Below are 25,608 nucleotides of genomic sequence, written 5' to 3' on the forward strand. Positions count from 1 at the left end.
CTTTCGATAACTTGTCCGTGATTCTCACCCATGCCGAACATGAGGTCGCTGCTAAAGAAAATACCACGTTTCTTTTCAAAAAATAAAAGTCCTTCCCACATATGCATTTCAGATGGGTAACTGATAGTTTGAAATTCAAAATCATCTCCGGCAAATATTTCATTCGGCTTTTTAATAAGCACATTGTTAGTAATACCAAACCCCATCAGTTGTCTTGCTGTGGTTTCGGAACAAACCGCGACAGCTTCGGGATGTTCTTTGAGAACCAAAGCAAGTCCGCCACATTCGTCTGATTCAAAATGAGAAATTAGAATGTATTTTATTTTGCGTTCACCGAGCAACTCTTGCAACTTAGGAATGGTAGTTTGCGCTTGTGATACGGCTCCGGTCTGAATGAGAACAGGCTCATTTGTCATCAATAAGTATTGGTGCATTGAAAGCTTAATCGGCTCCATTACCTCTGTAAATTGGTATAAATCTTTGATAATCTCTGTCATTGTCAAAACGCCTTTTTCTATTTATAGTCTAACCTAAATTCCACGTGTGTTTTTTATTAGCTTCAAAAATCACTATTTCACGAAGAATTTAGACTGCTTCTCACACATTGTAACATTATTTACAACCACCTTTCAATCATTTTTGATAAATCATTGATTTCATCTTTGCTGCAATGATACTTAATAAACTCTGCAAGTTATCCACAGAGCAACACTCAATTTTATTGATGATATTCTTATTATACCAGACATTTTTCATACACTCCCTTGTACGGATAGTTTTCCGACAACTTCATGATTACATATCTTGCGGTTTTGATTATTTTTGCTGCAAGAAATACATACTTCAAACGAAAGGTCTTTATTTGCTGTCTGTATTCTGAAGAGTCCAAGGAATCAAACTTGAACAACAAAAATAGGTTATATGAAAGCATCATCATTTGAAACACGGCTTCATTCGCCCAAAATGACTTTAGCAAGAGATGACCCACCGCCATGTCGTATTTGGCTTCTTTGATATAGTTTTCAGCATTACCACGCTTTTCATAGTATATAACTACTTTTTCAGAAAGCAAGGTAGTATTTGTTACAAAGAAAAAGTAGTCGTATTCGGAACCTTCTAAAAGTGATAATTGTGCTCTTTCTTTTTCTGGTTTCAGTACGCGAGATACGACAAATCTTCTGTCTTTTTCCCATTTAACTAATTTTGTATACAGTTCTGTAGTTTCTCTACCTTCTTCTCCTTTAACGAATACAATTGATGAATTCGTTGCTTGTGAGGTGAGTGTAGAATAACTTTTGGCTTTAATTAAATATTTGCATCCAAGAGATTCTATCGTTTCGATAATTTTTTCATCAAAGTAGCCACTATCCATTCGAAATAAAATTTCTAAATCGTCTGATTTGATGTTAGCAACAATTTCTTTGATCATTTCCGCAGCACCGTTTGCAGTGTAAGTATTGCCACTTCTTACAAATCCGGTAACATATGCTTTTAATTCGTCGCAAAATGCAAATTGGATATTGTAGCATCGGTTTCCCAGTTTCTTAGGATTATATCCTTTTGACGCACCTTCTTGATGACCTTCTACGTTAATTACACTACTATCAATATCAATCGTAATGGATGTCAATTTACTTTTAGTGAGCAGTTTTTTAAAGACTTTAAAATTAATGTCTCTAAACATTTGGGTTGTCTTGAAGTTGAAGTTTCCTAGAAACCGTGACACTGTTTCAGGTTCTTTTACGGAAATATCAAACTCGTTGACGAGGGGATCATTTTGAAGTAGCTTTAGACGTTCTAACTTATCAATGCCAATGAAGTGACCGCAGAGCATGGTCTTTATATGATTCATCTTGATTTTATTTGTTGAGTCATTATCAAATACGAGGTCATTTTCAATAAAATCAAAAATCCCATTGCTTTTTGCATTCTCAAGGAGCAGAAAAAGACCTGCATTTGATGTTAGATTCTTAGCTTTGAAATCAATTTTATTAATCATAATTAGAACCCCTTTTTACTACTTTTCTTACTATTATTTTACCATATATCGAGTCATAAAAGCTGATAATTTAACATATTTTTGAGCACTTTTCTTTCACCCAATGGGTGAAAGCTGAATTTCGAAGGAATGCATATTTATCAAGGCTTTGATTATGCTTTTTGAAGTACTGACGTAGAATCTAGGTATTACTATTGCGAACTGGTTCCCGCGCCGTGAGCGTGGCCGCGTAGGGGCGTTCTGGAACATTTCCCATAACGTCGGCGGCGGAATTGTCGCCCCGATCGTCGGCGCCGCATTCGCCATTCTCGGCACCGAGCACTGGCAGAGCGCCAGCTACATTGTACCGGCCTGCGTGGCGGTGGTATTCGCCATTAGCGTACTGGTGCTGGGTAAGGGTTCGCCGCGCGAGGAAGGTCTGCCTTCGCTGGCAGAGATGATGCCGGAAGAGAAAGTGGTGCTGAAGACCAAACACGGCCAGAAAGCGCCGGAGAACATGAGCGCATTTCAGATCTTCTGTACCTACGTACTGCGTAACAAAAACGCCTGGTATGTCTCCTTTGTGGATGTGTTTGTCTATATGGTGCGTTTCGGCATGATCAGCTGGCTGCCAATTTACCTGCTGACGGTGAAACATTTTTCCAAAGAACAAATGAGCGTCGCATTCCTGTTTTTTGAGTGGGCGGCAATTCCGTCTACTCTGCTGGCCGGCTGGCTCTCCGACAAGCTGTTTAAAGGGCGCCGGATGCCGTTAGCCATAATCTGTATGACGCTAATCTTCATCTGTCTGATCGGCTACTGGAAAAGCGAATCGCTACTGATGGTCACGGTATTCGCGGCGATTGTGGGCTGCCTTATTTATGTCCCGCAGTTTCTGGCCTCGGTCCAGACCATGGAAATCGTCCCCAGCTTTGCCGTCGGTTCAGCTGTGGGTCTGCGCGGATTTATGAGCTATATCTTTGGCGCATCGTTAGGCACCAGCCTGTTCGGCGTAATGGTCGATAAAATGGGCTGGCACGGCGGGTTCTATCTGCTGATGGGCGGGATCGTCTGCTGCATACTCTTCTGCTACCTCTCTCATCGCGGCGCGCTGGAACTTGAGCAACAGCGTAAAATCACCGAGCAGGAAGAGGCCCGACTGGCACTGGCTGACGCACAGTAAGCGCCTGAACCCGGGGGAACAAAGAGCCAGCTTGCTGGCTCTTTTGTCGTTGATAGAGGAATAGATGTCCGCGGCGGCTTCCGACAGCGGTATAAAGCAAGTTTTCCTGCCATCACTGATGTTGCTGCTGAGTGGCCTACTTCGCCGGGATAATCAGCACCTGACCCGGATAGATTTTGTCGGGATGGGTCAGCATCGGTTTATTGGCTTCAAAAATGCGTTGATACTCATTGGCCGAGCCATACATCGCTTTTGAGATTGCGCTCAGAGTGTCACCGGATTTGACCGTGTAAAAACGACTTTCCGCCCCGCTTTGCGTCACCTTAACGCCGTCACTGACCTGGCCTACGCCAGTGACATTCCCGACCGCAACCAGAATTTTTTCCTTATCCTCCTGCGAAGCGACATCACCAGTGACCGTTGCGGTGCCATCTTCCGCAACATCAATATTGACCTTTTCGGCGCCAGGCAGATTAAGTCCATCGATATGTTTTTTCAGCTTTTCAGCCCGATCTTCTTTACTGTCGCCGGAGACGGCATCCCATATTTTCTCGCCCGCTTCTTTCACAAAATTTAATAATCCCATCTTTCCATACCTCCACGACTGTTACATGAACACATGTTCCTCGGCCCCGTTGACCCAATGTTCGGGATATTGGTTTTGATATCCACCATCGCGACAACTGCTTGAGGCAGCACAAGCTGCCATCAAAGTATAATCAATGAGCGTCAAAGTGCAGGAAATTTGCCATGGTATGGCAGGAAAGTCTGTATTCCGGCAAGGCGACACGAAACTAAAGCGGACATTATCCCCCCGAACACAAGGCACCTGGCGCAGAGGCTGATTGATTGTGAAAGGATTTAAATGGCAGGCTGGGAGTTGGCACCCCGCCTGAGGGCTCCTGATTCTGGTCGCCAATGCTTTCAGGACGTTTTTCTTACTGAGATCGTCTCAAAAACATTCGCTGATTTCTGCCGCAGCAGCTACAGTAAATCCAGGTTGAACTGGTATGACCACACAAGGCGAGACTCATGGAACCTGTCATCATCCCCGTAAGCCAGGGCGGCTTTGTCGCCGCCACGCTCTGGCAAAGACACAAAGCCAAAGCATTGGTGATCGTTCACCCGGCGACGGCCGTTGTACAGGGATTTTATAAAGGATTCGCTGAATACCTTTATAAAAGGGGGTTTAGTGTCATTACTTATGATTACCGGGGCACTGGTCTTTCGAAGTCCGGGAGAGTCCGTCACAACAAAAACACCATGTCCGACTGGATCGAGCAGGACGTTGGATGCATCACCGCGTGGGCGAAAGCCCGAGCCCCTGGCCTTACCCTGCTGGCGATTGGGCACAGTATTGGCGGGCATGCCGTGCTGTTATCTTCCGCCTCCACCGACCTGCGAGCCGCCGTCATGATTGCCTCACACGCAGGCGTGACAAGCACTATCAGCCAAACGAAGGAAAAGCTGCGAGTATGGTGTTTACTGCGCGTTTTGGGGCCGGCACTTTGCCGGCTCTTTGGGTATATGCCAGCCAGACGTCTCGGGCTGGGTGAAGATTTACCGGCTCCGGCGATGCTTCAGTGGGGACGCTGGAGCGCGATGCCTGAATATTTCTATGACGACCCGGAGTGGGATGCGCGTCAGCGGGCAGGAAAGATAACCTTACCTATTCTGGTGTTGGGTTTTGATGACGACCCTTGGGCTAATACAGAAGCCATCTCACGCCTGCTTGCTCCAGCGCAAAACGCAAAAATAGAACGCCGTGAAATACGGCGGGCGGATTACGGACTTTCATCCATTGGTCATATGGGCTTCTTTCGTACCCGGAATGCGGAGAAATTATGGCCCCTCGTCGCACAATGGCTGGAGAGACATTGCCCGGATAAGAGGCGGACGACCTGAGCAATATTTCAGGAGACGCCGCTTCCGGCGCCTCCTGTTCTTCACCTCGCGGCTACTCCTCGTACGCCGCGTGATGGAAATCAATTTCCCACTGCAGCACCTCGCCGTAAAGCGCCGATAACGCCTGCTTTTCGTTTTCGCTCAGCGCCATGGCGCAGCGGTCGAGTTCGTTTTTTAGCCAGAGAGCCTGCTGATAAAATTCGTCCTCAGCGTGCATTTCCACCCAGCGTCGTAAATCAGCATCGCTCTGATAATGTTCGCTCGCCCGTCGGCACCAGAAATAGTACATCCATTCCGCACCGAACATCAGGGTCACAATCTGCTCATAGCTGCCCTCGTGGGCGGTCCGCAGCATACCGTCGCGAAAGCGCCGTACCCCGGGCAAATCATCCGGGTACTCAGCGGGATCGATCTGCCGCGCTGACAACACCTGTTCAAACCACGCGATCTGTATATCAACCAGGGCATTCAGCACGCCAATCAGCCAGCGCTGCTGTTGAATACCCGGCGCTTTGCTGACCCCGAGGGCAAAAATCGCGATTGCCGTCGCGACAAAGTTGCCCTCAAACACCAGATAGCGGTTGAAGACGACTGTCGGCAGACGATCCTGTTCGATATCAGTCACAAACGGGTGCTGCTGCATCGCCTGCCACGCCGGTTGATGTTCGCGCAGCAGGCGTTCGCTAAACGCTTCCATTATGCCTCCTCCAGCGCGGCCTGCGCGACCGACATAAAATGTTTCACCCGGGCCAGCTCAACATCGTTCCACCAGACGCCATCGACCTTCATTGTACTGGCCACAATGACCCCCTGAGTCCGCCCGAGGATCTGCTTCACGTTAGCCGGTGTCACCCCGGAGCCCACCAGGAGCGGTAGTTCCGTCGCCGCGCGGATCTCGTCAATTTCCGCCATCGTGGCGCTATCGCCCGTACGCTGGCCGGTGGCGATCACCGCGTCAGCCTCGAAGAAATCGACATCGCGCGTCAGTTCCTGAATCGAACGATCGGCGACAATGGCATGGCTACCGTGCTTAACGTGGCTATCGGCAAAAACGCGAATATGTTCAGCGCGCAGCATACTGCGGTAGCGCAGCGCCTTAGCGGCCGCCCCTTCTATAAATCCTTCGTTGGCGATATAGGCGTTGGCCCACTGGTTTACGCGGACGAAATCGGCGCCTCCCGCCAGGGCGATCGCCATTGCCGGGATCGCCGCGTTAGCCAGAACGTTAATGCCCAGCGGCACAGCAAAACGTTCACGAACTTTCTCGGTAATGACCGCCATCAGCGCGGAGGTTTCATGGCCGATATCCTCAGGTTTAGAGAAAGGAATATCGCCATGATTTTCAATAATCAGACCATGAACACCGCCTGAAATATAATTTTCAGCATCGCGAAGCGCACGTTCAACAATATCCGAGACTGATTTTCCTCGATATTTTGGCGAGCCAGGAAATGGGTCGCAATGAATAACACCAATAACAGCCTTGCTTCGTGAAAAAATAGCTTGTATTGCATTCGTTTTTTCTGCTGAGATAGCAACCATCTTATCCATCCTGTTAAGGGAACACTATGCGTGTTTACGTTACTGGTAATATTACCGTAGATGAAACCTGGTCCATTCCGGATATACCGAAAAAAGGAGCCTCCATTCACGGCGTTAAAGTGTCGCAGGATATCGGCGGTAAAGGCGCGAACCAGGCGATTATATTATCCCGCTGCGGAATAGAGACGCGTTTAATTGCCGCCACGGGAAATGACAGCAACGGCGCGTGGATCCGCCAGCAGATAAAAAATGAACCACTGATGCTACTACCCGACGGCCATTTCAATCAACATAGCGATACCTCGATTATTTTAAATAGCGCTGATGGCGACAACGCCATCATTACCACTACGGCGGCGGCCGATACATTCAGCCTGGATGAAATGATTCCGCATATGGCGGATGCCGTCGCTGGCGATATTCTGCTACAGCAGGGCAATTTCTCCCTCGATAAAACGCGGGCGCTGTTCCAGTACGCCAGAAGCCGCGGCATGACGACGGTATTCAACCCCTCACCTGTCAATCCTGACTTTTGCCATCTGTGGCCCCTCATCGACATCGCGGTGGTCAATGAATCCGAGGCCGAGCTGCTCCAGCCATACGGGGTGAAAACCTTAGTGATTACCCAGGGCGCCGCAGGCGCCTGGCTGGTCCAGGAGGGCCAGCGTCAGTTTTGTCCCGCCGTGCCCGCCGAGGCGCTTGATACTACCGGCGCGGGCGACACGTTCCTCGCCGTCATGTTGGCCTCCGCCCTGCTGCGCGGCGTCGCGCCGGATGCGCTGGCGCTGGCGCACGCCAGTCGCGCTGCCGCCATTACGGTTAGCCGCCGGGGGACGCTCAGCGCGTTTCCCGGCAGCCGTGAGCTCGCCGCCCTGTTAACCACGGACGGGGCGCGCTGACCTACTTAAACAGCGGACGGTATGAATCGACGTTCGCTTTGGTTACCACCGTCGCCGGAACCAGAATGGTTTTCGGCACGGTTTTACCCGACGTGATGCTGTTCAGCGCATTCAGGGCTTCGGCGCCCATCTTTTCCGGGTCCTGCTGCAGTACGGCGGTGACGTAGCCGCCGTCAATACCGGAAATCGCCTTCGCCGTCAGATCCCAGCCAAAGACTTTAATATCCTTCTGCCGCCCCTGGTTTTCTACGGCGGCGATAGCGCCGAGCAGCGCGGGTTCGCCGGTGGCATAAATCGCTGTCAGATCCGGATTACCGGTGATCAGGTTTTCCGCCGCGGTCATCGCTTTATCCTGCACATTCTGCCCGTCGACCACGTTAGCGATAGTAATCTTCGGATTGCTTTTCAGCGTCTCTTCGAACCCTTTCTGCCGCTGGTTCTGAATGGCCGAATTCAGCGCGCCGACTATACCCAGTCGCGCCTGGCCGCCCATCTCTTTCTGCACGTAGTCCACGAAGTATTGACCGATAATTCTGCCGCCTTCAATATTATCAACGCCGACCTGAGCTGCCTGTGGCCCGGCCGGTAATACGGCATCAATCGCAATCACCGGAATGTTTGCGGCGGCGGCTTCTTTAACCGCTGGCATGATCCCGTTAACGTCGATAGCAGCAACCAGAATGCCTTTAACGCCTTGCTGAATATAGTTTTCTATCGCGTCGTTTTGCGCCACGGGATTATCGTTAGAGTTAAAAATAACTAAATCCTTGCCACTGGCTTTGGCCGCATCCTGTGCGCCTTTATTCATCAGATTAAAGAACAGCGCCTGTTGGTTGATTTGTACCAGCGCATAAGTCGGACCGGCAGCGCTGGCGGCAGAAATAAAACTCATGGATGCCAGCATGGTCGTGGCGACAGCAAGGAAACGCAGTTTTCCGGTGTGAAATAACATCATCAGTATCCTCGTCGGGAATAGTTGATAGCCAGCAGAGTTCCGCGCCGCATGCGAACGCAGAAGGATTATTTTTTTTGGCGGGCAAATATCGTCTATATCGCCAGAACAATCATTGAACGTTCGGCGGATACCTGCTTAATGTCATCCCGGCAACCGGTCCGTGTCGGTGCGCGACTGGAATAACTTAAACGGGGTTGGGAATGACTTCCCGGATAATGCGGTAAACTGCCTATACAATTCTCTGCTGATTAAAATTTGTCAAGCATTTATTTTTGGTGATTGTTCGCAGAGAAATTGCTGTATCCACCGCGCTTAACTATGTTACAGATAGCCGATTCTGGCACAAATGGCGCAGGAAATGAGTATAAAACGTGTATTGTTATCCGATGTGGCAAAGCTGGCCGGGCTGTCGAAGGCGACCCTGTCGCGCTATATGAACAACAGTATTGTGCTGCCGCAGGACACCATCGACCGCATCGAAACCGCCATTCGCGAACTGGACTATCGCGGCAATAGCCTGGCACGCCGTCTTAGCAAAGGCGGCAGCGAAACGCTTGGCCTGGTGCTTCCCGATATTACCAACCCCTTCTTTGCCGAACTGGCCGACGCAGCCGAAGAGGCCGCTTCTGCCAGCGGCTACAGCCTGGTGCTGTGTATCACCCGCAACAACCCGGAAAAAGAGTGCCAGTTCATTCGCTGGCTGGATACCTGCCAGGTCGACGGTCTGCTGTTCACCACCAACCGCCCCGATAATGGCCTGCTGCGCAAGGAAGTCCAGCGTCACGAACGGATTGTCCTGCTGGATGAAGATATTCCCGGCAGTAAGGTACCGAAAGTGTTTGCCGATAACGTCCAGGGCGGGCGGATCGCCACCGAAAAACTGATCGCCGCCGGGCATCGCCATATCGCTTTCGTCGGTGGCCCGGACAAGCTGATGAGCGTCCGCGAGCGCTATCAGGGCTTTTGCACCGCGATGGAGCAAGCGGGCCTGAGCTGGCCGCCCGAATGGGTGATGTATGGCGACTACCAGCGCGAGTTTGGCCAGCAAGCGTTGCGGTACCTGTTCAGCCAACAGGTTCGCCCTACCGCCGTCTTCGCTGCCAGCGACTATCTGGTGCTCGGTCTGCTCGACGGCTTGCGCGCCAGTGGGCTCCAGGCGCCAGAGGCGCTATCGTTAGTCGGCTTCGATGACGCCAACTATGCCGATTTTACCCAGCCGCGGATCTCCACTATCCGTCAGCCCGCCCGCGAACTGGGCCGCACTGCGGTGAACATCATGATGCGACTGCTAAACGACGATCCGGATATCCCTGCGGAAACCCGCCTGCCGGTTGAATGGATTGGCCGCGACTCGATCAAGATTTGTTAAGCCCGTCCCAAAATGGCGCAAAAGCGCCCGCTTTTGGCGCAAAAAACGATCAATTAACAATTTATTCACTATAATCAGTAAACCGGTTTACCGGATTGTATTCAATTAAGTGTATTGAATACATAAGGTTAAGTTACAGGGCTGCTGTGTGGTTACTGCCCTGGCACGGATGCTGCAATGTTCTTACTGGCGAACAAATATCTTACATAGCGTTTGTCCTGACTGCACTGGCGAGTGCTCTGGTCCGCAGGTAAACCGGTTTACTAGATTGTAAACCGTGTCGGATAGAGTCTCTCCCGCAGGATGGCGAACATTTTCCCGGCCACAGCGATGGGAGTTATCAGATGCAGCAGCCACAAACTACCCCGCCAAGGGTAGAGATGATCAATATCACCAAGACCTACGGGTCGATACGCTCATTGCGCGGAGTCAACCTTGAGCTGGCCCCGGGCGAAGTGCTGGGCTTAGTGGGCGATAACGGCGCGGGGAAATCCACCTTGACCAAAGTGCTCTCTGGCGCGGTGATCCCCTCCAGCGGCACGATTCGTATCGACGGTGAACAGCAACAGTTTACGAATCCGGCCGATTCACGCCGTTGCCATATCGAGATGGTCTACCAGGATCTGTCGCTCTGTGACACGGTCGATGTCGCGGGCAATCTGTTTATGGGCCGTGAGCCGATGAAATCGGTCCTCGGCATCCCCTTTCTCGACGAGGCCAAAATGCACGCCGATGCCAGAGAGATGCTTAAAGGGCTCGGGATCTCCATTCCGGATACCCGGCTGCTGGTGCGAAATCTCTCCGGCGGCCAGCGCCAGGCTATAGCCATCGCCCGCGCCGCGGCCTTTGACCCGAAAGTGCTGATTATGGATGAACCCACCGCCGCGCTGGCCGTCGCGGAAGTTGAAGCGGTTCTGGAGCTCATTCGCCGCGTTTCCGCTCGCGGGGTGAGCGTGATTCTGATTACCCACCGCCTGCAGGACCTGTTCCTGGTCTGCGACCGGATCATGGTGATGTATGAAGGTACCAACGTCGCCGACAGACGGGTGTCCGACACCAGCCTGAGCGATATCGTTAACCTGATTGTGGGCGAAAAATTCACCGCCCGCTCTGCGGCAGCACATTGAGGTAACAGGATGAGTATCATGAATTTAAGCAGCTCACGCATGATCCAGCATTCGCTGCCGCGCCGCCTGCTGCATAACCATTCAGGCGTAGTCAGCATCGCGCTCTTTTTCGTCTTCTGCTGCGTGGTGTTTTCGCTGATCACCAGCAACTTTCTCACCGGCACCAACTGGCTCAACATTATCCGTCAGAGCGCCCCGCTGCTGATCGTCGCGACGGCAATGACTCTGGTCATTACCACCGGCGGTATCGATCTGTCGGTAGGCTCCACCCTGGCGCTGGTCGGCGCGCTCTCCGCTATCGCCCTGAATAGCTGGGGTCTGCCGTGGCCGGTGGTACTCCTCGGCGGCCTGCTGCTAGGCGGATTCGTTGGCGCCATCAACGGCTTCTTTATTGCCTATGAAGGCATTCCGGCGTTTATCGTCACGCTCGCCACCCTGGCCGTAGTTCGCGGCATCGCGCTGCTGGTCACCCAGGGCTACTCGATTCCGGTGCCGGCTGACAGCCTGTTTACCTTTATCGGACGCGCGTGGGTCGTCGGGATCCCCATGCCCGCACTGCTCGGCATTCTGATTCTGCTGATCGGGCATATCGTTCTCAACCATATGCGCTTTGGCCGCTACGTGACCGCCATCGGCGCTAACGCCGAAGGCGCGCGGCGCAGCGGCATTAACACCAAAGCGGTCACCATGAAGGTCTATATCATCAGCGGAATGGCCGCCGCGCTGGCGGGGATGATCATTACCGCACGCCTCGGCAGCGGCTCCTCCAACCAGGGCGAAGGCTTTGAACTGCAGGTCATTGCTGCCGTTGTGCTAGGCAGCACCAGTCTGTTTGGCGGCTTCGGAACTATTATTGGCACGCTGCTGGGCGCACTGTCGATTGCGGTCATTCAGAACGGGCTGATCCTGTCGCATATTTCGCCGTTTTACACCCAGATAGCCACCGGCACCATTATCCTGCTGGCTATCTGGCTGAACACCCGCATTCTCAACCCGACGCGCTCCGCGGCAAAAGGATAGCTGATGAAAGGATCAATTTTTCGCCATCCCTCCCCGCTGCCGGTTGGCGTTAGCAGCGGTTATGTAATGACTGTGCTTGGCCCACTGCCGATTAACGAAATGGGCGTTACTCTGATGCATGAGCATATTCTGCTGGATGCCTCCGGCAAATGGGTGCCGCCCTGCTGCTGCAGCGATCGCCATCTTGCCGAAATGCCGGTGAAAATGGAAAACCTTGGCGAACTGTCGCTCAACCCGCTGATGAGCCGCGATAACTGTCAGCTGTTTGATGTCGACGTTGCGATTGACGAGCTGACTAAATATCGCGCCCTTGGCGGAGAAACGGTAGTCGACCCGACCAATATCGGCATTGGCCGCGATCCGAAAGCGCTGGCGCGCATCGCGCGGCTGACCGGTCTGAACATCATTATGGGTACCGGGCTCTATCTGGAACCTTCGCACCCTGAGTGGGTAAAAATCAGCAGCGTCGAACAGCTGACCGAACGGCTGATTTACGATCTTGGCGGCGCGGAGGAGAAACCGGAGGTGCTCGCCGGGCTCATCGGCGAAATCGGTATCTCCAGCCGCTTTACGCCGGATGAGGAGAAATCCCTGCGCGCTGCGGGTCGGGCCAGCGCCGCGACCGGCGTGCCGATCGAGGTCCATCTGCCCGGCTGGGAGCGGCTGGGCCATCGGGTGCTGGATATTCTCGAGCAGGAAGGCGCCGATTTACGCCATACCGTGCTGTGCCATATGAATCCCAGCTTTGCCGATAAGCGCTACCAGCGCGAACTGGCGCAGCGCGGGGCGTTTCTCGAATACGACATGATTGGCATGAGCTATTACTACGCCGACGAGTCGGCGCAGTCGCCCTCCGACGAGGAGAACGCCCGCGCGATCCGCGAGCTGATTGACGACGGCTACATCCAGCAAATTCTGCTGTCGCAGGACGTCTTCCTGAAAACCATGCTCACCCGCTACGGCGGCCACGGTTATGGCTACATACTCAAGCATTTTGTTCCCCGTCTGCGGCGCCACGGCGTCAGCGGCGAACAACTTGAAACCTTAATGATTGGAAACCCCCAGCGGGTCTTTGGCGGATAAAAGGAAACGTCATCATGCAGAAAAAAATCTTACTGGTCGGTGAGTCCTGGACCAGCACGTCAACGCACGTTAAAGGCTTCGACCAGTTTGCCACCGCCACCTGGCACACCGGCGCAACGGACTTTCTGGCCGCGCTCGCCGAAAGTCCCTATGCCATTACCTATATGCCCGCCCACGCGGCGGCGACCGACTTTCCGCTGACGCTGGAAGCGCTGCAGGAGTGGGATGCGATTATTCTCTCGGACATTGGCGCCAATACGCTGCTGCTGCATCCGGACACCTGGCTGAAGAGCCGCCGAACCGCCAACCGTTTAACGCTCCTGCATGATTACGTGGCCGGCGGGGGGGCGCTGATGATGATCGGCGGCTATTACAGCTTCCAGGGAATCAACGGCGGCGCGCGCTACCGCCATACCGAGGTGGAGAAAGTGCTGCCGGTACGCTGCCTGGCCTGGGACGATCGCATTGAAACCCCGGAAGGCTGCTATGCCGAAGTGACGGAGGCTCACCCCCTGTTTAACGATATTCCGGGCGAATGGCCGTGGCTGCTGGGCTATAACGAAGTTGAAATGCACCCGGAAGGCAAACTGCTGGCGACCGTGGCCGGTACCGGTCATCCGCTGTTGGCTGTTCGCGAATATCAGCAGGGTCGCTCGCTGGTGTGGACCAGCGACATGTCGGCGCACTGGCTGCCGGAAGAGTTTGCCAAATGGCCCGGCTATCGCCAGCTGTGGATTAACTGCCTCGACTGGCTGACGGAACGCCGCTGATGACCGCGACCCTTGAGCTCGCCCGGCAGCTGCTGGGCTTTAACACCATCAACCCGCCGGGCAGCGAAGCCGACTGCATGCGGTTCTTCGCCGACTGGCTTGACGATAGCGGTTTTGAGGTTTCGCTGTCGTCGTTCGGCGAAGGACGCTGCAATCTTATCGCCAGCCTGCCCGGGGCGAAGAGCGGTAAACCGCTGGCCTTTACCGGACATCTGGATACCGTCCCGCTGGGAAATGCCCGCTGGCAGTACGATCCTTTCGGCTCGCAGATGGAAGACGGGCGTCTTTATGGCCGCGGATCCAGCGATATGAAAGCGGCGATAGCGGCGTTTGCCGTCGCCTGCGTTCATCAGCGGGAAGCGATCCTCGCCGGACGCGGCGCGGTATTGCTGATAACCGGCGGAGAAGAGACCGGCTGCGACGGCGCGCGGGCGCTGATCGCCTCCGCAACGTTGCCGGAGGTGGGCGCGCTGATCGTCGGTGAACCCACCGCCAACTATCCGGTTATCGGCCATAAAGGCGCGCTCTGGCTACGCTGCGAAACGCGGGGGAAAACCGCCCACGGCGCGATGCCGGAGCTGGGGATCAATGCTATCTATCTTGCGGCGGATGCGTTGGGTAAGATTCAGCATTTTTCGCCAGGCGCGCCGCATCCGCTAATGAAGCAACCCACCCTCAACGTCGGACGCATAGAAGGCGGACTCAATATTAATTCCGTACCGGACCGCACGCGTTTTGATGTCGATATCCGCAGCGCGCCCAATTTACAGCACGCCACTATCCGGGAGCGCTTGACGACGCTGCTTGGCGAAAGCGTCACCGTCTCCACGCTGGTCGACCTGCCCGCCGTCCTCAGCCGGGAGGATCATGCGTGGATTAAGCAGGTTTATCAACGCTGTCAGCCGCTGCACGCTGAGCCGATTGCGCCGCGCGTGGTGCCCTACTTTACCGACGCCTCGCTGCTGCTGCCTGCATTGGGCGATCCGCCCTGTATTATTCTCGGCCCCGGCGAGCCGTCGATGGCGCATCAAACCGACGAATACTGCCTGCTCAGCCGACTGGCGGAGGCCGAACAGCTATACGGTGACATCATTCGCGACTGGATGGCATCACCGCCCGCGACGAAAGTAAAAAATGAGTGACACTGTCACTGAAAGCGCGTGCCATGCAATTCAGCGTTTGAATAATATCGCGGAATAACAGAGGATAACCGCCTCGTACACGACGGTATCACCACCAGCAAGGAGGCTTAGCATGTCCGTGAAAACCAACGCTGTGCTCGTTTGCACCCTCTCTTTACTCCTTTCCGCCTGCTCGGGTCGTGCTTCTGCGCCGGGCAGCGCCGAAGACGCTAAAATATCGGCTGAAGTGGATAAGATACTTCGCGATTATCAAACGGGTTCCGATACTTCACCCCAGGCCAATGCCTCACGCTATCTGGCACGGATCCAGGCGGCTATCTTCGCTAACATAGACCAGCCGGCCTCCTGGCAAGGGCAAAAATGCTCGGTGCGCTTTATGCTGCAGCGTGACGGGACGGTGCAGGATCCAACGGTCGAGAGCGGCGATCGGCCATTCTGCGCGCAGGTGATGTCCGCGCTGAAAAAAGCCAACATCCCGCCCGCGCCGGACGAAAAAACCTATCAAACCTTCAGTCATGTCGTGCTGGACGTGAAGCCCTGAGCTTGCCCGCAGAAATGGCCCCGGCCATCACCAGGGCCATTTCGAACAAGATAAGCTGACAGCCCTGCTTAACAGACGCTTTTTGGCGATCAGCGAGGAATGATTCAATAGTAACAGGCTGGCGCAAGCCTGTTTTTTTTCCATTCTTCAGGATCGTGGCCGGGTATGAATACCGCATGATATCGCTCGGTAAGCTGACGCAGCTTTCGCACAGACTGAGCGACATCAGTAGCAGACGTCATTAGCCCCGGGAGCGCCTTCTCATGGTAATGATCTAAGGTATAAGCCGCATCAATCGCTAGCGTAAAATTTGTACCACCCGGTAAGCGGATAAGAAAAGATTGATGGCCCGGTGAATGCCCTGGGGTGAAAATACATTGTAACGTGCCATCACCGTAAAGGTCATAGTGATCATCGGACAACCCGTTCAGAAATAGCCAGTTAAGTTGGGGACGATCGAAATCGCGTCGGCAATAGGCTCCCGAAGTAAACCAGTCAGGGGCAAAGGCATATTCATACTCTTGCCTCTGGACAACATGCGTAGCATGGGGGAAGCGACCAATTGCTCCCGTATGATCAGAGTGCAAATGGGACAGGACCACATAGCGGATATCCTCAGGAGCAATGCCAATCCTCTTAAGTTGTTCCACGCAACCCTGTTCTTCTGACATCACCGGTTTAAACTGCTCTACAGCACTTCCCCAATAACCGCTGGGATCTTTCAATCCTTCGACAGCCAGACCGCCGTCAATCAGCGTAAACCCATCCGGATGGGTCAGTAGAAACCAGGGGACAGGGATCTCATAATGCTCTCCCACGCCCTGATTCATCCGGATATGCTGATATCGACAATGCTGTGTTCCTGACTGGAACATGAAAAGCTTTATCTCTGGCATCATTATTTTCCACCAATAAATCAATTAAATAGATTGAAATTTAGCCTGACTCAGGCCTTGAGTCTGGATTTTTCATCATTTCGCAGTAAAGCAGTAGATACCTGTCCCCACTTACATTTATCGGTAAAGCCAATATAATTGGTGAATGGATCTCTTCTCAGCAATGCGCATATTTATCAGGGTGGTTGAACGGGGCAGCATGTCGGCTGCAGCCCGCGATCTCGGTATTGGCCAGCCCGCCGTGAGTGAAAGAATAGAAAAACTGGAAGCTCATCTTGGGACACGTTTGCTTAGGCGCAACACGCGTAACATGTCTCTAACGCAAAGCGGTAACGTGTTTTATGAGCGAAGCAAAACGGCCGTTCAGGCGGCAGAGCATGCTCTTTCTGTGAATGAGGAAAATCAGGGGCTGCAAGGCAAAATCCGTATTGCCGCGCCCTATTCCGCCGGAGAAAGCCTGCTGATGCCTGCATTGTTGCAGCTTCAGAACGAGCATCCGGAGCTACAGGTCGATGTCATTTTTAACGACCGCGTCATCAATCCTGTCACCGAGGGGGTCGATTTATCGCTGAGATTAGGTGATGTCTCCGAAGGTTTTTTTGTCGCACGCCCGCTTGGCACCGTGCGCAGAGTGTTACTCGCCTCTCCGGCTCTGCTGGCGAAAATGGGTCATCCTGACACGCCGGATGCGCTGACAGATTATCCATTTGCTGCTGTTTCCGGTGTATTCGCCAGTAATCGCATTCAATTGGTCGCTTCCGAAGATCAACTCATTAATGTTCCCGTCAATATTCAATTTCAGTCCACGCACTGGCGGAGTGTCCTCTCCTGGTTATTAGCGGGACATGCCATTGGTGTTTTGCAAAGTCCGGTTTGCAGAAAAGAAATTGCAGACGGCGCGCTCATCCCCCTCTTAAGCCACTATCCGATCCCGCCATTTAGTGCCTGGTTGCTCCATCCACCAGCTGGGATGATGTCGTATGAAACGCGAATTTGTGCTTCCCTGCTGGAGGGCTATATCAGAGATTTGTTGCTTGAGCCGGCCGGCTGAATAAAACAGCGCTGCCCTGGCGCGCTGAAGATGGCCTCTTGTTAATGACTCAATCTCTGATGCATGAAATCAATAAGCGCTCTTGTTTTTGCCGGCAAGTAACGCCGATCTGAATACAGAGCGAACAATTGCAAGGGGGCTGCCGATTGTTCAAATTCAATCTCGATTAACCGCCCATCATCAATATAGGGTTGGCAGGCTTGTTTCGACAGGATGGCAAAACCGACACCTGAGATGGCCGCTCGCCCTGCCATCTCTCCGCTGTTGACCCGATAACGACCGTTAACCTTGATCGTCTCGAATCCGCCCTTTTTATTCACAAACTGCCAGGGAGCGCCTTTAAGCGCATTCACCGTTGTAATACAGGGTAACTCTTCAAATTGCTGTATTCGAGAAGGCGTGCCATAACGCTGGATGACGGAGGGGGCCGCAACGATGGTGCAAGGGATCGTCACCAGATGACGGGCGATGTAGTCACTGTCATCCATCTTACCACGGCTAACAATGACAGCTAAATCCAGATCATCTCGCAGGGATTCATAACCCGACAAATTTGTGACGCAACTCATCTCCAGATCCGGATGCTGACAGGCGAAATCAGCAACAACAGAGCCCAGCAATACAGGACCGATTTCATTGGGAATACAGATACGTAATGGCCCCTTGAATTGCATTTGTCGCAACGTTAATTCGGTTTCAGTTTGCTCAAGTGCTTCCAGTAATGGCTTCGCCCGGGTATAGAGTAGATGCCCAGCCTGTGTGAGCTTCATATGTCGGGTACTGCGCTCAATGAGCTGAAGGTTCAGTTTGTCTTCTAACTGAGAAATGCAACGGCTCACATTTGATGTCGGCATTTCCAGGGCTTTCGATGCCCCGACAAAACTGTCTCTTTCCACCACAGCAATGAAGATTTTCAGCGTATTAAAGTCAAGAACTGGCCGCATCAACTATCCCACATATGATAATAATGAGTGCCATTTTTACCATCTAATCGACAAGTTTGATAGCAGTTAAGCTAGGATATTTTTCATCCACAGGTCGCTTGCTATGCCACTGGTCACCACAACATTTAATCAAAAGACGCTCATTCGGATTGCTATGGTAATCGCTTTTGTCCAGTTTACTAATGCGCTGGAATATATGATGTTCAGCCCTGTTTTTACATTTATGGCTGCAGATTTCGCTGTTCCCGTCACCTTCTCAGGCTATGTATCCGGTATGTACACATCTGGAGCCGTCCTGTCGGGAATTATCGCCTTTTACTGGATTGATCGTTGCAATAAGAAGCATTTTTTAATCGCTAATATGGTACTGCTAGCCATGGCGACACTGTTGACGACATTCACTACCAGTTTTCCTCTTCTTCTTACATTGCGCTTCTTCGCAGGACTGGTTGGCGGTACGACAATGGCTGTGGGGATCACTATTTTGATAAACCACACACCGGCTGACTTGCGCGGAAAAATGTTGGCGACGGTGATTGCGTCATTTTCGATGGTCAGCATCGTGGGGATGCCCGCTGTACTATTTTTGTGTACTCATTACGGTTGGCATGTCGCGTTGTGGTTAATTTGTACACTGTGTTGGTTGGCATTGCCACTGATCGTCTCCATCATCCCTCAGGATCCCGTCACTTTCGACACGTCCAACGCGCTGCCCCTCGATGTAGATACTTTACTGTTTGCTTCCGGTAATGCGCTGGTACAGTTTAGTCCAATGCTGATCATTCCTGTCCTGGCGCCATTAATGACGCAGCTGTTGGGGGCTTCTCAAGGTCTGCTGCCCTGGTTGTTCTTCGGCGGGGGCCTGGCGGGGTATCTGTCTACCAGAATGACAGGCGCATTAACCTCTCGTGTTTCTGCTTTGAGTTTGGCGACCGGGTCGACCCTCGTTTTTATCCTGAGCTTACTGATACCCGTGATGGGCTATCCGCATCCAGCGCTATTTATTACGTTATTTCTCGGCGCAGCTTACAGTCGTCTGGTGTCATCGTCGGCGGTGACGATTCAGTTTCCTGATAACAAGCAACGAGCGGGATTCTCTTCATTACAGACATCCATGATGTATCTGATGACAACTGCCGCATTTTTCCTGTCTGCTTTTTTGTTACCCGACCATCGCATGGCGCTACAAAATATGGATACGCTGTTGGCGGTATGTGCAATTACCGCATCAGGAACCCCAATTATTGTCATCGTTTTGCAAAAGAAACTGGCTAAACGTACGTTCGAGCCCGATCGTTTCACCACTGAGTAGTACTCCACGGGTTGCTCATTTTTTAAGGCAAAAACAGGGGCATACGCCCCTGCGTGACTACCGCCGACTCATGGCCAGCTTCGCGGCAAACAACAGAAACAGGCAGCCGGTCGTTCGATCCATCCATTTCACTACGGCTGGTTTTTCAGGATGCCTGCGGCATAGCGAGTGGCGGTAATCAGCGTTAACGACCACAGCGTACCAATCAATACATGGATAGCGACCAGGAGAAAAGTCCAGCTCACGGGTGAATGCCCGGCGGGGATAAACTGAGGTAAAAACGAAACGTAGAAAACACCCATTTTGGGATTAAGCACATTCCCCAGCATCCCACGCAGAAACCAGTTACTGGTGGTAGTGGATTCTGCCGGAGTGGTGTTAAATTGCTGGCGCGGGCGCAGAAGCAACTGGATGCCCAGCCAGCAAAGGTAGCCCGCTCCGCACCATTTCAACAAGGTATAAGCCAACTCAGAAACCGCCAGCAGCGCCCCTAAGCCAAAGGCCACCACGGCGCCCCAGATAAAGCATCCGAGATCAATGCCTAACGCGGCATGCAAGGCTTTGCGTCCCCCTTCAGCAGTCGCCGTGCGGAGAATAAGAGCAGTATCAAGACCTGGCGTCAGGGTAAGCAGTGTAGCAGCGAGGGTGTAAGCAAGAAGTGAATCAGTGACGAGCATTTCCTGTCTCCGAAAGAGACAAGGCTACTGAAGGGTTCACATTTTTGCAACAAGATTATTTCCCCTGATCTTCTGCTTACCCTGCTCCATTTTTCTTCGGGGATGACAGATGCAAAGAGTAGCCCATGACTAAGTAATGCTTAGTCATGGGCTGATGTTCTTACAGGAAGAGCTTAATGTTGATTTAAAATAACCCTGGGATACGTTAGCTCACTTTAATATCATCCAGGTCGATATCCTCTTCTTCGTAATCATTATCAACAATCACGTCGCGAGGGATATCTTTTTTGATGACGGCATAGACCGTGGCGGTAACAACGATATTCACCAGCAGGGCCATGATGCCTGCCATCGGATGTGACATCGTAGGGATCATCAATACTCCACCAAAAGGAACCGTCGCATCCGCACCATAGACCATGGTGACCGCCCCGCCGCACGCGCCGCCGATAGCCGCCGCCGCGATACCGCGCACAATATCATTCATGACGATCGGGATAGAACCCTCAACGATATTCACAATCCCCATCGGAACCGCCGATTTTAAGGTTTCCACTTCTTCACGGTTATAGATGTTCTTACGCAGAAGCTTAGCAATGAAGAAAGCCAGGCCAAATCCGATAGGCGTAGCGGTGTTAACTAACTGAAGTGCGGTAATGGGTTCATTTATCCCCTGCGCCTGCAGGGTCAGCACGAAAGCAAAGCATGTCTTATTTAGCGGGCCGCCAAAGTCAACAATACACAATGCGCCTATGACTGCGCCTAACACCAAATTCGACGACGTGCCCATGCTTCTCAGGAAAGACGTAAGCGCTTCCGTAAAGATACCGATAGGCGTACCGATGATATAGACCATAATCAGGCAGCTGATAATGGAGGCAAAAAAGGGAACGATCAGCGTCGGCATCAACCCGCGGGCCCAGTCAGGCACCTTGACGTTTTTAATGATCGCCAGCGCAATATACCCCGCAATATAGCCACCAATCATCCCACCGATAAAGCCTGCGCTTATGGTATTCGCCGCCAGCCCGACGACAAATCCTGGCGCGATGCCTGGTTTGCCGGCAATCGAGCCAGATATTCCCACGGCAATCACCACCGGCAACAGCCCAAGCGCCTTGGCGCCCAGGGTGGCCATCGCCTGCCATACATCAAATTGTCCCGGAGTTAACGTGTCCTGCACCGTTCCGCCAAGCCCCATGCCGATGGCGATAATAAACCCAGAACCACAGACAATGGGGATCAGAAACGAGATAGCGGTCAGCAGATGTCCTTTAGGGTTTGCTGCTTGCCATATTTGTTTTAGAGACATAAGTCACGCCCTTTAATGTAGAGTCGCCAGGCCGAAATAAAATTATGAATTGACTAGTTCACTGAGTTTTTCAATCAACTTATTGGGGGATTTGACTGCCGTTTCCGTCGCGACTTTAACGACTTTCTTGCCGGCAAATCTCTCCTCGCCCGTTACTTTGACATCGGCAGCAAGCAGGACAATATCTGCTGCGGCAATCTCATCAGCGGTTAACGAGTTCTCAATGCCGATGGTTCCTTGCGTCTCGATTTTAACGTTATGTCCGGCTTTTTAGCCGCAGTTTCAATTTTCTTTTGCGCAATATAGGTATGTGCAATCCCCACCGTGCAGGCGGTAACGCCGACAATATTCATAATGTTTCTCCGTTAATTAATTTAATAAATTACTAATCGATATTAGCAAGTTGGTATTAAGCATCGGCGTTTTCTGTTTCTGAATTGAAAAGCGCAATGATTTTATGTGGATCAGATTCAACAAGTAATTTAGCGATAATGTCTTCATCCGCCAGTGACCCAGACACTTGTGCCAACAGGCGAATATGGGTGGCATTCTGATCCACCAGGCAAACCGCAAATAAAATAACACAGCGGACATCGCTGCCATCCATGGTCTCCCAGGGAATGGCATGTTGCGTGCGTCCGATGGCTAATGCGGTACGGGAAACACCGGAAGATTTACCATGTGGAATAGCGATATGGTTTTCAAAGCCGGTAGAGCCTAGCTCCTCGCGTAACCAGACATCACGAATAAAGTCTTCCTTATTGGTGACGGCGCCATCCTGGATAAGTAAATCGGTGAGTTCTTCTATCACCTCTTCTTTGGTTCTGGCGGTCATATTTAACTTGATGTTTTTAACATTAAGCACTGTCGAAATATCCATGATTCACCCGCATTCATATAGAGTGGTCGTTAAATAACAAACCAGCATCGCTGGCGTGATGCAGATCTTTTAAGGCTTATTCAAATACACACTGTGGTTCGAAGAGAAATAACCCGTTATGCAGCGACAGTTTCCCGTTGGAAGATCTCGATCATTCTGTCCCACGCCTGGCTGACATCCTCATGGAGCGAAAACAGACCCGATGTGCCGACGATAAAGACATCTACCCCGGATTCAGCAATCTGACCGAAGGTTTTCTCATTGCAAGAGCCATCAATTTCCGTCAGATAGTTATAGCCATTATTTTTGCGCATGTTGATGAGCTTTCTAATCTTGTTCAGCGACTCAGGAATAAACTTTTGTCCGGCATAGCCAGGGTCAACCGACATGACCGTCACTTTATCCAGCAGATGCGCATATTCGGCAATGCTTTCTGCCGGTGTCGCCGGGTTCAGCACCACCCCGCACTTTTTGCCCGCATCCTTGATCTGATTCAGCAGGCGGAATATTTTGTTATTCGCCGTCTCGGGATGAAAGCTGATGATATCGGCGCCGGCCTCGAGACACATGGGAATGATATCTTCCGGATGATTCACCATCAGATGAACATCAATGGGCACAGTAGTAATTTTTTTCAGATTCTCAATAAAAAAGGGAGACAGTGTGATATTGCGGACGTAATTGCCATCCATTATATCAACATGGTAAAAATCCGCTTTTTTATTCATTGCCGTGATCTGCTCTTTGAACTGCGTTAAATCCATGCACATCAGTGACGGTGAAAATTTAGCGCTCATAAACCACCTCCGATAAATAGTTAGTTAAACATTGCGATGATATGACCCAGCACGATGCCGACAACGCCAAAGTCTGCGTCTCCAAAGGTTGTGGAGCCCAGTCCCATATCCCCCATCATGGGCAAGAGAATGGCAGGCAGGAACGAAATGAGCAGACCGTGAGCAAAAGCCCCTACCACCGCCCCGCGACGTCCGCCGGTAATGTTGCCGTAAACCCCCGCTGTGGCCCCGCAGAAAAAGTGGGGAACCAGGCCCGGGACGATGACGCTCAAGCCGAACAGCGGGCAGAGGAACATACTGACCAGCCCTGCGACAAAGCTTGCGAGGAAGCCGACGATGACGGCATTCGGAGCGAAGGGAAACACCGTCGGACAGTCCAGCGCCGGCTTCGCGTCTTTAACCAGTTTGTCCGCAATCCCTTTAAACGCCGGGACGATCTCGGCAATCACCATCCGAACCCCGGCGAGGATGATATAAACTCCTGCAGCAAACGTGAGGGACTGAATAATGGCGAAGATAATAAAGTTCTGACCAGCGCTCAGGGTCTCCTCGACAAAGGATTTGCCCGCAACGAGCACCAGCACCAGAAACAGAATCATCATGGTGAGAGAGATGGCTACCGATGAGTCGCGAAGGAAATTGAGCGACTTAGGTACTTTGATCTCTTCAATCGAGGGACTGCCTTTACCAATAATTTTGCCCACCAGCGCGGACAGCAGGTAGCCAATAGATCCAAAATGACCGAGCGCCAGATCGTCGGTGTTGGTTATTTTACGGGTAAACGGCTGCAAGATAGCCGGGGAGATGACCATCATCGCACCGAGAATAACCGCCCCGATGGCCACCACCCATCCCCCTGACAAGCCCCCTACAGACAGGATAACCGCCAGCATCGCAGCCATATAAAGCGTATGATGTCCGGTCAGAAAGATGTACTTTAATGGCGTTAGACGCGCCAGGGCGATATTGATCAGCATGCCCAATACCATAATGGTGGCGGTTTCCGTGCCGTAATTCTTCTGCGCCAGAGCGGCCATGGCATCAGTGTTGGGCACCACGCCCTGAATATGGAAAGAATGTTCAAATAACTGGCTAAAGATGGTTAACGTATAGGCTATAATACCGGCGCCGGCGGTCAATATGACAAAACCCATGATGGTTTTCAGCGTGCCTGAAATAACGTCTGAAATTCCTTTTTTTTGCAACAGCAGACCGATCAGTGAAAATAAACCAACCAGTATCGCCGGTGTTCCTAGCACATCATAAATAAGAAAATGAAGCATGTTAAACTCCACGAATCAGATAGCCGTTGCTTAAATGTTTTCTGCTAAAATTTCTTTAATTTTATTGTTATCAAGTAAATTACTTAATCCAACGACCTTTGCAGAGTGACTGCTAAGATGTTCTGCAATGTCTTTGGCGCTGAGAATAAGATCGGCAGTTTCGCTTTTTGCCGACGTCAGGTCGGTATGTGCGACTTCAGCTTCTTTATTCATTTCGGCAAGGATCTTTTTGACATTCATTTCAACGATGAAGCTGCTGCCCAAACCATTACCGCACACGATAAGCACTTTTTTCATTCTGTTTTCCTTCAGTCAATAACGGCCTGAATCGCCTTGCTATCATCGGCATTGAACAATCGGTGTAACTTTTGCTGATCGCTAAAGATTTCAGCCAGTTCACCAATCATCGTGATATGTTCATTTCCGGAACGAGCGCATAGTATGATTACCACGTATACCGGATCGTTCTCTGTCGAGCCGAACGACACCCCTTCTTTAATATGAAGAAGCGATAATCCATTTCTTAATACCCCCTGTTCAGGACGGGCATGAGGCATCGCCAAGCCGGGAGCTAATACGTAATAGGGCCCAAGTTCTTTATGGCTTTGCAAAATCGCCTCAATATACGACCCGGCTATATACCCTTGCATCAGCAAGGGTTCTGCTGCAAGTCGAACGGCATTTTCCCAGCTATCTATTGAGTTAATGACTTTAATTTTATCCGGGGTTAACCAGTCTCTGATCATATGCTCTCCCGAGGGGGTCTATGTGCTGCACTATAAACAGCTAAATAAAATGCAACTGTGATACACCTCCCAAAGTTAGCGCTAACAAAGAAAAATGTTAAAAAATGCGTTACCGCTAACACTGGCTATAATGTGCTTTCCCCCTCGCTGTGGTAAGTTATAATGCGATTCGCAGATATACTTTCGTTATATTTTA

General features: G+C 51.6%; 29 protein-coding genes. 13 read left to right on the forward strand and 16 right to left on the reverse strand.

Annotated elements, in window-relative coordinates; all coding sequences use genetic code 11:
- Nucleotides 1-633: 633 nt before the first annotated feature.
- The gene (locus KPHS_26660; RefSeq protein ID YP_005226966.1) at nt 634-756 is read right to left on the reverse strand and encodes a hypothetical protein; all 123 of its coding nucleotides are present in this window, start codon (nt 754-756) and stop codon (nt 634-636) included.
- Complete coding sequence (locus KPHS_26670) at nt 737-1,999, reverse strand: transposase (protein YP_005226967.1); 1,263 nt, start codon at nt 1,997-1,999, stop codon at nt 737-739. The genes KPHS_26660 and KPHS_26670 overlap by 20 nt, the downstream gene beginning before the upstream one ends.
- Before the next feature lie 355 nt (nt 2,000-2,354).
- Between KPHS_26670 and KPHS_26680 the strand changes: the two genes are divergently transcribed.
- Nucleotides 2,355-3,161: a phosphoglycerate transporter gene (locus KPHS_26680; RefSeq protein YP_005226968.1), complete on the forward strand. Its 807-nt coding sequence runs from the start codon at nt 2,355-2,357 to the stop codon at nt 3,159-3,161.
- A gap of 136 nt (nt 3,162-3,297) precedes the next feature.
- Here the strand turns inward: KPHS_26680 and KPHS_26690 are convergent, their stop codons facing one another.
- Nucleotides 3,298-3,747, reverse strand: coding sequence for a peptidoglycan-binding protein LysM (locus tag KPHS_26690; protein ID YP_005226969.1), 450 nt, complete (start codon nt 3,745-3,747; stop codon nt 3,298-3,300).
- 941 nt (nt 3,748-4,688) lie between these two features.
- On the opposite strand from KPHS_26690, the gene KPHS_26700 reads away from it, so the two are divergent.
- On the forward strand, nt 4,689-5,066 hold the full coding sequence (locus tag KPHS_26700) for an alpha/beta hydrolase-like protein (protein YP_005226970.1): 378 nt from the start codon (nt 4,689-4,691) through the stop codon (nt 5,064-5,066).
- Between the two features lie 52 nt (nt 5,067-5,118).
- Here KPHS_26700 and KPHS_26710 read toward each other — a convergent pair whose 3' ends face one another.
- Nucleotides 5,119-5,763, reverse strand: coding sequence for a TenA family protein (locus tag KPHS_26710; protein YP_005226971.1), 645 nt, complete (start codon nt 5,761-5,763; stop codon nt 5,119-5,121).
- Nucleotides 5,763-6,608 (reverse strand): BtpA/SgcQ family protein, encoded by an 846-nt coding sequence (locus KPHS_26720; RefSeq protein ID YP_005226972.1) that lies wholly within the window; start codon nt 6,606-6,608, stop codon nt 5,763-5,765. Before KPHS_26720 ends, KPHS_26710 begins: the two co-directional genes overlap by 1 nt.
- Before the next feature lie 26 nt (nt 6,609-6,634).
- On the opposite strand from KPHS_26720, the gene KPHS_26730 reads away from it, so the two are divergent.
- A complete protein-coding gene (locus KPHS_26730; protein ID YP_005226973.1) occupies nt 6,635-7,507 on the forward strand; it encodes a carbohydrate kinase in 873 nt (290 codons plus the stop codon).
- Nucleotide 7,508: 1 nt separating this feature from the next.
- Here the strand turns inward: KPHS_26730 and KPHS_26740 are convergent, their stop codons facing one another.
- Nucleotides 7,509-8,462 (reverse strand): putative ABC transporter, nucleotide binding/ATPase protein, encoded by a 954-nt coding sequence (locus KPHS_26740; protein YP_005226974.1) that lies wholly within the window; start codon nt 8,460-8,462, stop codon nt 7,509-7,511.
- A gap of 48 nt (nt 8,463-8,510) precedes the next feature.
- On the opposite strand from KPHS_26740, the gene KPHS_26750 reads away from it, so the two are divergent.
- The 8 genes from KPHS_26750 (at nt 8,511) to KPHS_26820 (ending at nt 15,514) form a co-directional block, all read left to right on the forward strand.
- Nucleotides 8,511-8,645, forward strand: coding sequence for a hypothetical protein (locus tag KPHS_26750; protein YP_005226975.1), 135 nt, complete (start codon nt 8,511-8,513; stop codon nt 8,643-8,645).
- A 163-nt stretch (nt 8,646-8,808) separates the two neighbouring features.
- Nucleotides 8,809-9,831 carry a periplasmic binding protein/LacI transcriptional regulator gene (locus tag KPHS_26760; RefSeq protein ID YP_005226976.1) on the forward strand — a complete coding sequence of 341 codons (1,023 nt, stop codon included), beginning with the start codon at nt 8,809-8,811 and terminating at the stop codon, nt 9,829-9,831.
- A 380-nt stretch (nt 9,832-10,211) separates the two neighbouring features.
- On the forward strand, nt 10,212-10,958 hold the full coding sequence (locus tag KPHS_26770; RefSeq protein ID YP_005226977.1) for a putative ABC transporter: 747 nt from the start codon (nt 10,212-10,214) through the stop codon (nt 10,956-10,958).
- 18 nt (nt 10,959-10,976) lie between these two features.
- The gene (locus tag KPHS_26780) at nt 10,977-11,978 is read left to right on the forward strand and encodes an inner-membrane translocator (protein ID YP_005226978.1); all 1,002 of its coding nucleotides are present in this window, start codon (nt 10,977-10,979) and stop codon (nt 11,976-11,978) included.
- Between the two features lie 3 nt (nt 11,979-11,981).
- On the forward strand, nt 11,982-13,061 hold the full coding sequence (locus KPHS_26790; RefSeq protein YP_005226979.1) for a putative hydrolase: 1,080 nt from the start codon (nt 11,982-11,984) through the stop codon (nt 13,059-13,061).
- Between the two features lie 14 nt (nt 13,062-13,075).
- Complete coding sequence (locus tag KPHS_26800) at nt 13,076-13,831, forward strand: hypothetical protein (RefSeq protein YP_005226980.1); 756 nt, start codon at nt 13,076-13,078, stop codon at nt 13,829-13,831.
- Entirely contained in the window at nt 13,831-14,973 is a 1,143-nt protein-coding gene (locus tag KPHS_26810) for a putative acetylornithine deacetylase (RefSeq protein YP_005226981.1), read from the forward strand. The genes KPHS_26800 and KPHS_26810 overlap by 1 nt, the downstream gene beginning before the upstream one ends.
- A 112-nt stretch (nt 14,974-15,085) precedes the next feature.
- Nucleotides 15,086-15,514 (forward strand): cell envelope integrity inner membrane protein, encoded by a 429-nt coding sequence (locus KPHS_26820; RefSeq protein ID YP_005226982.1) that lies wholly within the window; start codon nt 15,086-15,088, stop codon nt 15,512-15,514.
- Between the two features lie 104 nt (nt 15,515-15,618).
- On the opposite strand, the gene KPHS_26830 is transcribed toward KPHS_26820, so the two are convergent.
- Nucleotides 15,619-16,413, reverse strand: a complete 795-nt coding sequence (locus KPHS_26830) for an N-acylhomoserine lactone degredation protein AhlK (RefSeq protein YP_005226983.1) — start codon at nt 16,411-16,413, stop codon at nt 15,619-15,621.
- Between the two features lie 160 nt (nt 16,414-16,573).
- Between KPHS_26830 and KPHS_26840 the strand changes: the two genes are divergently transcribed.
- A complete protein-coding gene (locus KPHS_26840; RefSeq protein YP_005226984.1) occupies nt 16,574-17,461 on the forward strand; it encodes a LysR family transcriptional regulator in 888 nt (295 codons plus the stop codon).
- 41 nt (nt 17,462-17,502) lie between these two features.
- Here the strand turns inward: KPHS_26840 and KPHS_26850 are convergent, their stop codons facing one another.
- Nucleotides 17,503-18,405, reverse strand: coding sequence for a LysR family transcriptional regulator (locus tag KPHS_26850; protein YP_005226985.1), 903 nt, complete (start codon nt 18,403-18,405; stop codon nt 17,503-17,505).
- Between the two features lie 103 nt (nt 18,406-18,508).
- Between KPHS_26850 and KPHS_26860 the strand changes: the two genes are divergently transcribed.
- Entirely contained in the window at nt 18,509-19,717 is a 1,209-nt protein-coding gene (locus tag KPHS_26860) for an MFS family transporter (protein YP_005226986.1), read from the forward strand.
- Nucleotides 19,718-19,848: 131 nt separating this feature from the next.
- Here the strand turns inward: KPHS_26860 and KPHS_26870 are convergent, their stop codons facing one another.
- From KPHS_26870 to KPHS_26940, 8 genes are all read right to left on the reverse strand, one after another.
- Nucleotides 19,849-20,394 carry an amino acid exporter gene (locus tag KPHS_26870; RefSeq protein ID YP_005226987.1) on the reverse strand — a complete coding sequence of 182 codons (546 nt, stop codon included), beginning with the start codon at nt 20,392-20,394 and terminating at the stop codon, nt 19,849-19,851.
- A 205-nt stretch (nt 20,395-20,599) separates the two neighbouring features.
- Entirely contained in the window at nt 20,600-21,706 is a 1,107-nt protein-coding gene (locus KPHS_26880; protein YP_005226988.1) for a putative phosphotransferase system, EIIC, read from the reverse strand.
- Between the two features lie 209 nt (nt 21,707-21,915).
- Nucleotides 21,916-22,059 carry a PTS system fructose-specific transporter subunit IIB gene (locus KPHS_26890; RefSeq protein ID YP_005226989.1) on the reverse strand — a complete coding sequence of 48 codons (144 nt, stop codon included), beginning with the start codon at nt 22,057-22,059 and terminating at the stop codon, nt 21,916-21,918.
- A gap of 56 nt (nt 22,060-22,115) precedes the next feature.
- Nucleotides 22,116-22,586 (reverse strand): PTS family enzyme IIA/ enzyme IIBC, encoded by a 471-nt coding sequence (locus KPHS_26900; protein ID YP_005226990.1) that lies wholly within the window; start codon nt 22,584-22,586, stop codon nt 22,116-22,118.
- 116 nt (nt 22,587-22,702) lie between these two features.
- Entirely contained in the window at nt 22,703-23,383 is a 681-nt protein-coding gene (locus KPHS_26910; RefSeq protein ID YP_005226991.1) for a D-allulose-6-phosphate 3-epimerase, read from the reverse strand.
- Nucleotides 23,384-23,403: 20 nt separating this feature from the next.
- On the reverse strand, nt 23,404-24,666 hold the full coding sequence (locus KPHS_26920) for a PTS system ascorbate-specific transporter subunit IIC (protein ID YP_005226992.1): 1,263 nt from the start codon (nt 24,664-24,666) through the stop codon (nt 23,404-23,406).
- Between the two features lie 30 nt (nt 24,667-24,696).
- Entirely contained in the window at nt 24,697-24,963 is a 267-nt protein-coding gene (locus KPHS_26930; RefSeq protein YP_005226993.1) for a PTS family protein II component, read from the reverse strand.
- Nucleotides 24,964-24,974: 11 nt separating this feature from the next.
- A complete protein-coding gene (locus KPHS_26940; protein ID YP_005226994.1) occupies nt 24,975-25,412 on the reverse strand; it encodes a PTS system protein in 438 nt (145 codons plus the stop codon).
- Between the last annotated feature and the right edge of the window lie 196 nt (nt 25,413-25,608).

Source organism: Klebsiella pneumoniae subsp. pneumoniae HS11286 (assembly GCF_000240185.1).
Taxonomy (GTDB): domain Bacteria; phylum Pseudomonadota; class Gammaproteobacteria; order Enterobacterales; family Enterobacteriaceae; genus Klebsiella; species Klebsiella pneumoniae.